The sequence below is a fragment of the Bacteroidota bacterium genome, from assembly GCA_039821555.1.
In the GTDB taxonomy this organism is placed as follows: Bacteria; Bacteroidota; Rhodothermia; order Rhodothermales; family Rubricoccaceae; genus JBCBEX01.
In genome coordinates this window covers 17,664-30,462 of record JBCBNX010000021.1, presented here as the reverse complement: position 1 = coordinate 30,462, position 12,799 = coordinate 17,664, and the positions used below count along the sequence as shown (strand labels likewise).

Below are 12,799 nucleotides of genomic sequence, written 5' to 3'. Positions count from 1 at the left end.
CGTTTCAAGCGGGGGGAGCCGTTGCCCCACCACAAAGCGAGGCCGGACGCCCACCACAGTCGTCCGACCTCGCGCCTCGCCGGGAGTCGGCGAGGAGCAGTCGCCCAGCACGAGGTCAGGGGGCGAGCGCAGGTGACTGGTCCTGTTCCCCACGGGACCGGCACGGCATAAGATGCATCGTGGACAGGCGCAGCGGTATCCCCCCAATAGGGGATATTGCGGGTGGATGTAGAGGCGCACGGCGGGTGGGCGTCACCTCAGCGGATAAGGCGATGCTGGTAGGCCACGCGCACCACCTCGGCGCGGCTATGGACCTGCAGCTTCTCGTACAGGTTTTTGATGTGCGAGCGGACCGTGTGTGGGCTGATCGAGAGGCGGTCCGCGATGGCGTCTTCGATGAGGCCCTCCACGATGAGGTCGAGCACGTCGCGCTCGCGGTTGGTGAGGCCGAGGTCCTCGCCCGCGTCGTCGCCGCGCACGTAGCCGAGGAGCTTCTTCGCCACGAGCGGCGAGACGGGCGCGCCGCCGTGGGCCACCTCCAGCACCGCGCCCACGATGCGGCCTGCACTCGCGTCCTTGAGGAGGTAGCCCGAAGCCCCAGCCTTCACGGCCGCGAAGATGCGCTCCTCGTCCTCGAAGACGGTCAGCATCAGCACCTCGATGGCCGGGTGCGCGCCCTTGAGTCGCATGGTGGCTGTGATCCCGTCGATGCCGGGCAGCTCGATGTCCATGAGCACGACCTCAGGTAGCGCCGCGCCCTCCGTGGCGTCCAGCTCGGCGAGGTGCTCGAAGAACAGCTCCGCGCTCGGCGCGACGAGCACCAGTTCGACATCGTCGAAGAAGCCGAGGCGTTCGGTGAGCAGGCGGCGCACGTCGGCGCGGTCTTCGACGAGGGCGAGGCGAACGGGCATGGCAATCGGGGTCTAGCGCAGCCGGGGCGTGTGAGAGGGGGCAAGCGCACACAGACTCCGAAATCCTGCGTCCGCGAACAACCCCCGGAAGCGGGGAAACGATTGGCGACTCGCTTCCCGAGCACCCCGGTAGCCGACGAGACCACGCTGCACTGCGGCCTGCCTGAAGCTGCGACGGTGCGCGTGGCGGTCTGCGGCGTGCTCGGTCGCGGGGTACTCGTGGTGCACGACGGCGCCCAGTAGGCGGGGTGGCACACGCTCGGCGTGGACGCGGCGCCACTCGCGCGTGGCGTGTATATGTGGTGCGTAGGGTCGGCGACGGCTGCGAGCCGCGAGGCCAAAGTGGGCCGCACGCTCGTTGTGAAGCACGCTGCTCCGCGCCCCCCTGTTTACCTTTCCCGCCGCTCCTGGCTCGTCCCCTTCGATCTGCACACCGCCATGCTTCGCCTGACCGCTCTCGCTGTCACCCTCCTGTTCGCCCTGCCTGCTGCCGCGCAGAGCCTCCCCGACTGGGCTGCGCCGTCCACATCGCCGCCCGCGTTTGAGGAAACACCTGCCGAGGCCGTACCTACGCTGCCGCCCAATCCGCCGCAGGTACCCATCGACGGTGGGCTGGGGCTGCTGGCGTTGGCCGGCGCCGGCTACGCTGCACGCAAACTGCGGCAGCGGTAGGATGCCGCACGACATCCCGTGCTCTTCGGAGAACGCGGGCTCACCCTCTCATCGGCTCCTCATGTGCCCATGGTATTTCCACGCGGACCGTCGTGCCAGCGGCGGTGTCCATCGCGAAGCGGCCGCCGAGGCGCTCGGCACGACGCTGCATGCCATCGAGGCCAAAGCCGCGTAGGTCGTCGGCCACGGTAGCACCCACGGTCCGCGGCGCGGCGAAGGCGCCGTCGTCCTCCACGACGAGGATGAGCGCGTCGGTTGCCGCCTGCACGTCGATGGTGAGGTGCTGCGCAGCGGCGTGCTTGAGCGCATTCTCTACCGCCTCCTGCGCGATGCGGTAGAGGTTGAGCGCCTGCATCGGCGTGAGCGTCCATCCCGGGTCGGCAGCGTGGAGACGGCAGTCGATGCGGGGAGGACTGGGGCGCAGGCCCGCCTGCGTGCGGGCATAGGTGCAGAGCCGCTCGTGGAAGGCCTGGAGCGTCACCGTCTCGTGGTGGAGCGCCCAGATCGTCTCGCGGAGCTGTGCCATTGTGGTGCGCGCATGCGCTTCGAGACGGTCGAGATAGGACACCGCCTTGGCAGGTGCCCCGTCGCCTTGGTTGGGCGAGGCCGAGGCCAGCCGCGCGAGGTCGATGCCGGAGACGATGGTCGAGAGCTGCGCGCCGACGTGGTCGTGGAGGTCCTGGCTGATGCGCTCGCGCTCGTCCTGGAGCCGCCGCTCGACCTCCAGCCGCCGCAGCGTCGCGCGGAGTTGGCGCGTGGCGAGGTAGCGCACGAGCAGCACACCCAGGGCCACTGCACTCAGCAGCGCCGAGAGGCGTGCCCAGGCGGTTTCCCACCAGTACGGCTCCACGACCACGGGCACCGCAAACGTGCCGCCCCACCCGGCGCCGAGGTCGGCCTGCAGACGGAACGTGTAGCGGCCGGGTGGCAGGTTCGTGTACGCCGCATAGCGCCGGGTGCCGACCTCGATCCAGTCGCTGTCGAACCCGTCCAGGCGGTGACGGTAGCGGATGCGCTCAGCGTCGGCATAGTTGAGCGCGGCAAACTCGAGGCCGAACACCTCGTCGGCGGGGGCGAAGCGGAGTTCATCGGGCTGCGGCGCGATCGGGCGGGCCTGCCCCTGCACGTCCAGCGCGGTGAGCGCGAGCGGGGCGGTCGTTGCATCGTCGCGGATGGAGTCGGGGTGGAAGACGAAGAGTTGGCCATTGCCCTCGAAGGTGCGCCCATCGGTGAGGGCAAAGCGGCCGTCGCCGAGGCGGCTGAACCCGGCGAGCCCGGCGTAGGCGCGGAGGCCATCGGCTTGGCCGAAGACGCGGAGCGCGCCCGTGGCCGGGTCGTGGCGCACCAGGCCGCGCGGCGTTGTCGCCCAGATGCGCCCCCGGTCATCTTCGAGCACCTGGTTGACCTGCAGGTCGGGGAGGCCGTTGCGCGGCGTGAGCCGCTTCATGAGCCCACTGTTGAGGTCGAGGCGGTTGAGGCCGCCGCCCCAGGTCGCGATCCAGACCGTGTTGGTGTCCTGTCGCGAGGGCTCGATCCACGACGCTACGTCCGCGCCCAGCGTGGCCGGGTCAGTGCGGTCGTGCTGGTAGCGTGCGAGGACGCGGCCGGTGGCGGGGTCGTAGTGCTCGACGCCGTCGGCGTAGTAGCTCACCCAGAGCGTGCCGTCGGGGGCCTCGGCAAGCGCCCACACGTCGTCGCCGGCGAACCCGTCGCCAACCGTTGGTGCGCGTGAGAAGGTCTGCGTGGCGGGGTCGTAGAGGTCGAGCGTGCTCGATGTGCCGATCCAGATCCGGCCCGTCCGGTCTTCGAGGATCGCCCGGACGCCACGCATGGCAATCGAAGTCGGGTCCTCGTCGTCGTGGACGAAGTAGCGATAGGTCCCGTCCGGGTCGAAGCGATAGACACCGCCCTGTCCGGCCTGCCACGGCCAGGTGCCGACCCACACGGCCCCATCCGTGGTCTCCGTGACGGTCATCGCGCACAGACCGAGCCCGAGCGGGACGAGCGGATGCGGGACGAGCAGCGTCCCCTCCAGCCTGAAGACATCCCCACAGAACTCCGCGACGAGCAGGCTTCCGTCGCGGCCCGTGCCCGCGCGCAGGAACGTCGTCGGCGCGTTGTTGATGCGCGTGAAATAGCCCTGGCGCCCCGTCACCCGCCGCACACCGCCGAGGCCTGCGATCCAGAGCACGCCCGCCTGGTCTTCGAACACGCGCCCGATGCCCATGCCGGGAATCCCGTCCAGGTCAGCGGGGTCGTAGGTGAAGACGCGCTCCGCGCCCGTGTCCACGTCGAGGACGGCGAGCGTGCCGTCGTCCACGCGGTAGCACCACGCCACGCGGAGCGCGTCCACATAGCAGCCAGACAGAAACGGATTGGGACGCCAGTCGAGCAACGGCCCCGTCAGGCGCCGTGTGAAGCGGTCGGCGGTGGCATCGTACTCATAGAGACTGCCGTCGCCTTGCGCCCACACGGCTCCGCTTGCGCTCACCCGCACCCGCGCGATGGGCGTGTCGAGCCCCCGGCTCGCGTCATAGAAGTGCGCCTGGCGCGCGTAGACATCATACCGTATGGCTCCGTACTCGGTGGTGGCGAGCCACAGGTGCCCATCGGCGCTGGCCTCCATGTCCACAATGCTGACGAGGAGCCCATCCGGTGCGTCGAGCGGCACGACCTCGGAGTGTCCCGTCGCGGGGTCGAGCCGGTAGAGGCGGTGTCCAGGTACCGCCTCATCAACAGGCTGGCTGATGAACCACACCAAGCCGGTCGAGTCCACCGCCACACGGCGGTTCCGTATGGCAAGCGGCGTGTCGAACGTCTCGGCCTTCTCCGTCACTGGGTCGAAGCGGATCAGGGACTCAGGCACAGCGGCTAGCCACAGGCGCCCGTCTGGGGCCTCCGCGAGCCCATAGATCACATCGGACGGCAGCGAGTTCGGGTCGGCCGGGTCCGGGCCGTAGGTGCGCAGCGTGTAGCCATCGAAGCGAAACAGGTTGCCCTCGCTTGCCATCCACACAAAGCCGTGGCGGTCGAGCAGGTGCGTGGTGATGAAGTTCGACTGGTCGAAGGCGAGGGCGTCGGAGCGCTCGAAGCGGAGGCGGTCGAGGGCCTGCGAGGCAAGTGTCTTCGGCGCGACTGGCGGGGCGAACTCCAACGCGGCCACTACGTCGCCCGTGCGCTGCGCTTCACTGCGGGGACCGCTCAGGAGCACCAGCAAACCCAGCGCCCAGACGCTCCAGCCGGGCGCTCGCATGCGGAGAGGGGAAAAAACGGGCATGGGGAAGGCGACGGCGCGGCAGCCGGGTGGTGGAGGCATCGGCAAAGTAAACGGAGACGCAGGCGGGTTCAATACGTCCGGTTCGATGCGCGGGGCGCTTCAGCGGACCGTTCGCGCGAGCTGAGCAGGTCGCCCGGAAGCGTTTTTATATTTAAATTTGAAATATTTCAAACGATATGTATGTTGCAACTCTCGCGAACCTGTCTACCGTGGTTGCCCATGTCGCCCAAGCTCAGCCCCACTGAAAGCCGCCTCATCGAAGAGGTGAGCGCGCTCTACGAGTCGTTTGGCCTCCGGCGGCTCCAGGCGCTCATCGTGGGCCTGCTCATGAGCCAGGCCGAGGCCCGCTCGCTGGGCGAGATCGCCGAGCTGCTCGGGCGCAGCAAGGGACCCGTCTCCATCGCCGCGCGCGACCTCGCCAACAAGCACCTCATCCGCAAGGTTGAAGGGCCGGAGCCGCGCAAGGACTACTACACCGTCCACCGCGACTTCTTCCTCAACGCCTTCGCGTTCAACATGGCCACGGTGCGCGAGAGCCGCGCCGTGGCGCAGCGCTTTCTCTCGGCTGCCACCGAGGATAGCGCGGCCCTGGTGGACGGGGCCGCCGAGCACCTCCGCCGGATGACCACGTTCTACGGGCTGATGGAGCGCTTCCTCGCCGAGTTCACGACCACGTGGCAAGAGCGTGGCGACTCGCTGCGCCCTGACGCCGTCGCGGCGACCGACATCGAGGTGACCCCGGCGGCCCCGCCTGCTTCGGCTCCCGACGCGTCGGTGCCCGGCCCCGACGCCTAAATCTCCCTCCTCCATCACCCCGACGCGCAGCGCGTCGCTATCCCCCACCCTCATGCAAGCTCCTGACGCCCGCACGGGCTCCCGCCTCGAAGGCCGCGTGGCCGTAGTCACTGGCGGCAGCCGTGGCATCGGCTACGCCACCGCGATCCGCTTCGGCCAGGAAGGCGCGCAGCTCGTGCTCGCCGACATCAACGCCGAGACGGGCGAGGCCTCCGCGCAAGCCCTCCGCGACCTCGGCTACGACGCCCTCTTCGTCCAGACCAACGTCGTCGAGCCCGAGCAGACGCAGGCGATGGCGCAGGCTGCCCTCGACGCCTACGGCCGCATCGATATCCTCGTCAACAACGCCGGGGTCACGCGCGACGCCACACTCAAGAAGATGTCCGAGGAGGCCTTCGACTTCGTGATCGACGTCAACCTCAAGGGCGTCTTCAACGCCACCCAGGCTGTCATCCCGGCGATGATCGAGCAGGGCCACGGGCGCATCCTCAACGCGGCGTCCGTGGTGGCGCTCTACGGCAACTTCGGCCAGACCAACTACGCCGCCACGAAAGCCGGCGTCGTCGGCATGACGAAGACGTGGGCGCGCGAACTCGGCCGCAAGGGCATCACGGTCAACGCCGTCGCGCCGGGCTTCATCCAGACCGACATGATCGGCAGCGTGCCGGACAAGGTGCTCGACATGTTCGTCGACAAGACGCCGATGGCGCGCCTCGGCCAGCCGGGCGACATCGCGAACGCCTACCTCTTCCTCGCCTCCGACGAGGCAGGCTTCGTGACCGGCACGGTGCTGAGCGTGGACGGCGGGCTGGTGCTGTAACGCGGTCTGGGGTCGTAGGTCGAAGGCCTCAGGTCGAAGCGTTTACCAGCTTCGGAGGGGACGTTCGACCTGCGACAGCGGATCGCTAGATCCGCGCTCGACCTGCGACCCAGCCCTGTGGGGAGATCCCCGGCAGCGCATCGGGCGGATGGCTGTCGCAGCGCAGTCTGGGCGCGGGGGATACTGCCCTCGCATTGCTTCAGCGAAATTTCGCTAGAGTGTAAGCCCTTCCTTCGCACGCCCTTGATCTGGGACGCTTTACTTGCGCCCACGCACCGCCCTCGTTCTCCAAACCGGACTTCGCTATGGACTGGATCACGCACACCCAAGACACCATGCGCTCCTGGGCCGAGTCGCAGCAGCGCATCGTCGAGCAGATGATGGACGCGATGGCCCCCTTCACCGCCAACGCCGCGACGAAACCCTTCGAGCAGACGCTCGCCGCGTGGGAGTCGTCCGTCACCAAGTCGATGGAGACACAGGCCGACTTCTTCGAGGCCTGGACCGCGCAGATGGCGGACCTCGACGGGCTGCCCGAAGCAGCGCATGAGCAGTTGCGCCAGGGCAAGGCTGCCTACGAGCAGTTCACCGCCACGCAGCAGCAGCTCTGGAGCCAGTGGTTCGACGCGATGCGCCGCATGGACCTCCGCGCCTTCACCGGCGACGCCGAGACGGAGGCCCGCAAGGCCTTCGCCACCTGGCAAGACGTCACGCAGCAGTGGGTCGCCCAGAGCCAGGAGGCGATGGACGACGCCCTCGCCGCGTTCAAGACCAAGTAGCACGCCGGCTGACGCGCCTGCTACCTCCCCTCTCTTTCCTCACGCCCGCTCCCGACATGGCGACCAACGGCCAAGCCCCGCCCGACTTCAACCCTGCCGCGTTCTTCGACCACCCAGCGTTCAAGGCCGCGACCGAGGCGCAGAAGAAGCTCGCCGAAAAAATGACAGCGCAGATAACGGCGCAGTGGCAGCAGGCGGCGGGGAACGTCTCCCCGGACATGCTTGGCGCCCTCGACGCGCAGTGGAAGCAGGCCACCGAGCGCATGATGAGTGCCTGGGGCGAGCAGACCGCGCCCATCGCCCAGCAGACGGCCGAGCGGACCGCCGAGCGCGCCAAGACGATGGCAGGTGTCGCGACCGGCTTCGCGCAGGCGTGGCAGACGATGGCGAAGAGCCTGACCGCCGGCACCGACCCGGCTGAGGCCGCGACGCGCTTCAACGAGTCGGTCCGCGCGCAGATCGAGACGGTGACGGCCGCCGCGATGGAGGCCGCGAACGACCTCCAGACGGTCGCGCAGCGCTTCTTTGGCGAGATGCAGGCCGCCGCGCCCGGCACGCCGTGGGCCGCCATGACGATGCCCTTCGACAGCCTCCGCGACTGGGCACAGGCGGAAGCCCCCAACAGACGTGAGGGTGAGACAGGCGACGTGCCTATCGCGGCGCTCTTCGAGCAGATGGTCGGCACGTTCGACCGCTCGTTCGGGCGCGTACTCAACAGCCCGGGCCTCGGCCTCACGCGCGAGTTCAACGAGGAGATCGCACAGGCGATTGCGGCCTACCAGGGCTACCTCCGCGAGCAGGCGCGCTACCAGACGCTCATGGGCGGCCTCTTCACGAAGTCGGTCGAGCGCTTCACACAAGCACTCGGCAAGAAGGCGCAGGACGGCGAGCCCGTCGACGGCCTCCGCGCCCTCACGCGCCTTTGGACCGCTGAGGCCGACGCCGTCTTCACCGACGCTTTCCGCGAGCCTGCCTACATCGAGCAGCAGAACGAGCTGGTCGCCGCGACGATGCGCTACCGCAAGCAGCGCCGCGCTGTCGCGGAGCTGTTCCAACAGATGAACGACCAGCCGACCCGCTCGGAGGTGGACGAGGCCTTCAAGCTGCTCCACGGCGCGCGCAAAGAGATCAAGGCGCTCCGCCGCGAGGTCGCTGCGCTCAAGAAGCAGCTCGGCGACGCCCCGGACGCGAAGCCGGCACCAGCGCCCAAAGCCATACCCAAAGCCGCACCGAAGCCCGACGACCTGACCGCGATCAGCGGCATCGGCACCGTGCGCGCGAAAAAGCTCCAGCAAGCGGGCTTCGCCACGTTCGCCGACCTCGCCGCCGCCACGCCCGCCGCCCTCACGCCCGTGATCGGCAACCGTCTCTTCGACGACGAGCGCCTCGCCGAGGTGATCGCCGACGCCAAAGCGCTCGCGGCATGATTGACGACGCTGCCAACCGACGCTCCCCCCGCTTGACACGCCTGGACGGCGGTCAAGCTGTCCCCCTCACACGTGAGGGGGACAGTTTCGCGACCCTTCAGGGAGAGCGAAACGGGGGGAGCCGCCACGCCTCCTGACCTGCGATTCCTGACCCTCGACCCGCTACCGATGCAACCTGACTTCGCCCCGGCCGCCGTCCGCGAACTGACGGACCTCAACCAGAAGCTCGCCACCGGCGTGCGCGCCTTCCAGGGCATCGACACCGCCGACATCCAGATCGGCACCGCCCCCAAGGAGGCCGTCTGGCACGACGGTCGCGTGGTGCTCTACCGCTACACCCCGCAGGTCGAGAGCCCGCACCCCGTCCCGCTCCTCATCACGTACGCGCTCGTTAACCGGCCGTACATGGTCGACCTCCAGGAGAACCGCTCGCTCGTGCGTAGCCTCCTCGCGCTCGGCCTCGACGTCTACCTCATCGATTGGGGCTACCCAACCCGCGCCGACCGCTACGACACACTCGACGACCACATCAACGGCTACCTCAACGACGCCGTCGATCACATCCGCGAGGCGAGCGGCCAGGACGCCATCAACGTGCTCGGCATCTGCCAGGGCGGCGTCTTCTCGATGTGCTATGCGTCGCTACATCCCGAGAAGGTCAAGAACCTCGTCACGATGGTCGCGCCCGTCGACTTCCACATTGAGGCGACGCCCGAGGCGGGGCTGCTCAACGCGTGGAGCCGCCACATGGACGCCGACCTCATGGCGGACGCGCTCGGCAACGTGCCCGGCGACCTGATGAACTTCGGCTACCTGATGCTGAAGCCGTTCACGCTCTTCTTCCAGAAGTACGTCGAGATGGTCGACGTCCTCGACGACGAGCGCAAGCTGCTCAACTTCCTCCGCATGGAGAAGTGGATCTTCGACAGCCCCGACCAAGCCGGCGAGACGTGGCGCGCGTTCATCAAGCAGGCCTACCGCGACAACAAGCTCATGACGGGCGACTTCGAGGTCGGCGACCAGACCGTGGACCTCGGCAACCTCACCATGCCGGTCCTCAACGTCTACGCCGACGCCGACCACCTCGTCCCACCTGCGTCGTCGAAGGCGCTCGCCGGGCTCGTCGGGACGGACGACTACACCGAGGCGAACTTCCCCGTGGGCCACATCGGGATGTACGTCAGCGGGAAGGTCCAGAAGACGCTCCCGCCGCTCATCGCCGACTGGCTGAAGGAGCGCTAACCAACTTCGCGCGCCGGGGCGAGCGCGCAGCGATGTGGCAGCATCGTTCCTCTCCTTTCGCCCCCTGAGCCGAGCCTCGTGGCAGCGAGTCGGCGCGGGTCCCTTGCTCTCATCACCAACGCTCTCTCCGACCATGCTCGGATTCGAAGACAAAGTCGTCGTCGTCACCGGCGGCAACCGTGGAATTGGCGCGGCCATCGTCGCGCTCCTCGAAAACCTCGGCGCGAAGGTCGCCTACAACTACCGCAGCAGCCCCGGCGAGGCCGGGACGCTCCCCATCCAGGCCGACGTCACCAAGCCCGACGAGATGGCCGCCATGATGGAGCAGGTCGAGGCCGAGCTCGGCCCGGTCTACGGCGTCGTCTGCAACGCGGGCATCACGCGCGACGGCCTCGCGCCCAACCTCACGCAGGACGACTGGGACCAGGTCATTGACATCAACCTGACTGGCTCCTGGAACGCCGTCAAGGCCGTGCTCCCGAAGATGTACGAGCGCAAAGAAGGCGCCCTCGTCTTCATCTCGTCGATCGTCGGCGAGCGCGGCAACATCGGGCAGGCGAACTACGCCGCCTCGAAGGGTGCGGTGATCTCGCTGGCGAAGGCACTCGCGCTCGAAGGCGCGCGCTACGGCGTCCGCGCCAACACGGTCGCGCCGGGCTTCATCGAGACGGACATGCTCAAGCCGATCCCGGAGAAGGTGCAGGAGAAGATCATCCGCCAGATCCCGATGCGGCGCTTCGGCAAGCCCGAGGAGATCGCCTGGGCCTGCGCGTTCCTCCTCTCGCCCGAAGCGGGTAGCTTCATCACCGGCGAGACCGTCGCCGTGAACGGCGGCCACCACACGTGAGCTTGGGCGTACGGGAGCGTGGGGGTATGGGTGTGTGCGGGTAGTCGTCGACCCGAACCGCCAAGCCTATCCTGTACGCTCACACATCCCCACCCCCATACTCTCAAACCCTCACACTCCCATGTCCGACGCTCCGAACCCGTTTGATGCTTGGCAGCGGCTCGTCGCCGAGGGCGCGGGCGAGGCGGCGAAGGCGTGGGTCGAGATCGCGCGCGGCGCGGCGCTGCCCAGCGGCGAGGAGGACGAGCCCGCCACCGAGCAGTGGTACCGCGCCATCGGCATGGTCCCGCGCCAGCGCTATCTCGACCTGCTCGACCGCACCGAGCAGCTCCGCCGCAAGCTCGAAGAAGCCGAGGCCCGCCTCGAACGCCTCCACGAATCAAACGCCTCGACCGCTGAAGCCACGGAGGTCGCCTCTGAGATGATGGCCTCCTGGCAGGACGCGATGCGCGAGACGTTTCAGGCACAGGCCGCCTGGATGAAAGCGTTTGAGCCGCCGGAGGACGCATCGCCTGACAAAGCAGATTCGCCTCCCAAGTCTGACAAATCCGGCGACGAGTAGTGTTGCGTATCGCGTGTTGCGTGTCGTCTGGATTTGAACCGGCACACAGCAGCGTCGCCCACGTGCACACGTTCATACATCTAAACTTTCACACCTCCATCCCCCACACCTCGCTATGAAATCTGTCTACATCGTCGCCGCTGTCCGCTCCGCCATTGGCCGCTTCGGCGGCGCATTCAAGGGCATGGGCCCCGCCGACATCGCCGCCCCCGTCATGAAAGCCGCGCTCGACAAGTCCGGCGTCGACGGCGAGGCGCTCGACTTCATCTCGATGGGCAACGTACTCCGCGCCGGGCACGGCCAGCTCGTCCCACGCCAGGCCGCCTTCAAAGCCGGCATCCCGAAATCCGTCGACGCGCAGGCCGTCGACATGGTCTGCTCCTCGGGCATGATGGCTGCCATGAACGGCGCCTACATGATCCAGGCGGGCGACGCTGATATCGTGCTCACCGGCGGCACCGAGTCGATGTCGAGCGCGGGCTACGTGCTCGACCAGGGCGCGCGCTGGGGCTACAAGTTCCTCATGGGCGGCGGCAATCAGTTCCAGGACGTGATGTTCCGCGACGGCCTCTCCGACCCCGAGACCGGCGACCCGATGGGCGAGCAGACCGAGCAGCTCGCCGCAGCCGAGGACGTCACCCGCGAGGAACTCGACACCGTCGCCGAGATGTCGAACCGCCGCGCGGCCGAGGCCACCGAGGCGGGCCACTTCGCCGACGAGATCGTGGGCGTGGACTACCGCGTGCGCCGCGACACGAAGACGCTCACCGCCGACGAGGGTATCCGCGCCGAGACGACGATGGAGTCGCTCGCCGGGCTGCGCACGGCGTTCCGCAAGGACGGTGTGCTGACAGCGGGCAACTCGTCGCAGATCTCCGACGGCGCGGCGGTGCTGCTGCTCGCCAGCGAGGACGCCGTGAAGGCGCACGGCCTCACGCCGCTCGCCAAGATCACCGGCTTTGCGTGGGCCGCGGGTGAGCCGTGGCGTTTCCCCGAAGCCCCCGTTCCGGCTGTCAAGAACGTGCTCAAGAAGACCGGCATGGAGATCGGCGACGTAGATCTCATCGAGAACAACGAGGCGTTCGCGATCAACTCGGTGCTCTTCAACCGCAAGCTCGGCGTCTCGTACGACAAGCTGAACGTCCACGGCGGCGCGATCTCGCTCGGCCACCCGATCGGCTGCTCGGGCGCGCGCATCATCGTGACGCTCATCCACGCGCTGCGGCAGCATGACGGCCAGGCCGGTCTCGCGAGCATCTGCCACGGCACCGGCGGCGGCACAGCGCTCACGCTGGAGCTAGCCTAGCGACTGCCTGCCAACCACGTCCAGCGCGGGCGGTAGACTTCGGTCTGCCGCCCGCGCTGCGTTGAGCAGCTTGGGGGCGACTGCATGGAGTTCGGATGGAGAGCCTGCTCGGTCTTGGGTATGCGAAAGCTGCTGCGGGTAAAGGACGTGCACTTCACCTG

Annotated in this window: 11 protein-coding genes and 2 pseudogenes; 11 read left to right on the top strand and 2 right to left on the bottom strand. The window is 68.2% G+C overall.

Annotated elements, in window-relative coordinates; translation table 11 throughout:
• Positions 1–257: 257 nt before the first annotated feature.
• Positions 258–911, bottom strand: a complete 654-nt coding sequence (locus AAFU51_16515; protein ID MEO1572861.1) for a response regulator transcription factor — start codon at positions 909–911, stop codon at positions 258–260.
• A 102-nt stretch (positions 912–1,013) separates the two neighbouring features.
• Between AAFU51_16515 and AAFU51_16510 the strand changes: the two genes are divergently transcribed.
• On the top strand, positions 1,014–1,154 hold the full coding sequence (locus AAFU51_16510) for a hypothetical protein (protein ID MEO1572860.1): 141 nt from the start codon (positions 1,014–1,016) through the stop codon (positions 1,152–1,154).
• A gap of 195 nt (positions 1,155–1,349) precedes the next feature.
• Entirely contained in the window at positions 1,350–1,583 is a 234-nt protein-coding gene (locus tag AAFU51_16505; protein MEO1572859.1) for a hypothetical protein, read from the top strand.
• 40 nt (positions 1,584–1,623) lie between these two features.
• Here the strand turns inward: AAFU51_16505 and AAFU51_16500 are convergent, their stop codons facing one another.
• Positions 1,624–4,860: a two-component regulator propeller domain-containing protein gene (locus AAFU51_16500; protein ID MEO1572858.1), complete on the bottom strand. Its 3,237-nt coding sequence runs from the start codon at positions 4,858–4,860 to the stop codon at positions 1,624–1,626.
• A 219-nt stretch (positions 4,861–5,079) separates the two neighbouring features.
• Between AAFU51_16500 and AAFU51_16495 the strand changes: the two genes are divergently transcribed.
• The 9 genes and pseudogenes from AAFU51_16495 (at position 5,080) to AAFU51_16455 (ending at position 12,638) form a co-directional block, all read left to right on the top strand.
• Positions 5,080–5,655, top strand: coding sequence for a winged helix DNA-binding protein (locus AAFU51_16495; GenBank protein ID MEO1572857.1), 576 nt, complete (start codon positions 5,080–5,082; stop codon positions 5,653–5,655).
• 52 nt (positions 5,656–5,707) lie between these two features.
• Entirely contained in the window at positions 5,708–6,475 is a 768-nt protein-coding gene (gene fabG, locus AAFU51_16490) for a 3-oxoacyl-ACP reductase FabG (protein ID MEO1572856.1), read from the top strand.
• Between the two features lie 305 nt (positions 6,476–6,780).
• On the top strand, positions 6,781–7,254 hold the full coding sequence (locus AAFU51_16485; protein MEO1572855.1) for a hypothetical protein: 474 nt from the start codon (positions 6,781–6,783) through the stop codon (positions 7,252–7,254).
• Between the two features lie 56 nt (positions 7,255–7,310).
• Positions 7,311–8,384: pseudogene (locus AAFU51_16480) on the top strand (poly(R)-hydroxyalkanoic acid synthase subunit PhaE).
• A 96-nt stretch (positions 8,385–8,480) separates the two neighbouring features.
• A pseudogene (locus AAFU51_16475) lies at positions 8,481–8,681 on the top strand (helix-hairpin-helix domain-containing protein).
• Between the two features lie 168 nt (positions 8,682–8,849).
• Positions 8,850–9,923: a class III poly(R)-hydroxyalkanoic acid synthase subunit PhaC gene (gene phaC, locus AAFU51_16470; protein MEO1572854.1), complete on the top strand. Its 1,074-nt coding sequence runs from the start codon at positions 8,850–8,852 to the stop codon at positions 9,921–9,923.
• Positions 9,924–10,056: 133 nt separating this feature from the next.
• Complete coding sequence (locus AAFU51_16465) at positions 10,057–10,770, top strand: SDR family oxidoreductase (GenBank protein MEO1572853.1); 714 nt, start codon at positions 10,057–10,059, stop codon at positions 10,768–10,770.
• Positions 10,771–10,891: 121 nt separating this feature from the next.
• Positions 10,892–11,332, top strand: coding sequence for a hypothetical protein (locus AAFU51_16460; protein ID MEO1572852.1), 441 nt, complete (start codon positions 10,892–10,894; stop codon positions 11,330–11,332).
• A gap of 115 nt (positions 11,333–11,447) precedes the next feature.
• Positions 11,448–12,638 carry a thiolase family protein gene (locus AAFU51_16455; protein MEO1572851.1) on the top strand — a complete coding sequence of 397 codons (1,191 nt, stop codon included), beginning with the start codon at positions 11,448–11,450 and terminating at the stop codon, positions 12,636–12,638.
• Positions 12,639–12,799: the final 161 nt, after the last annotated feature.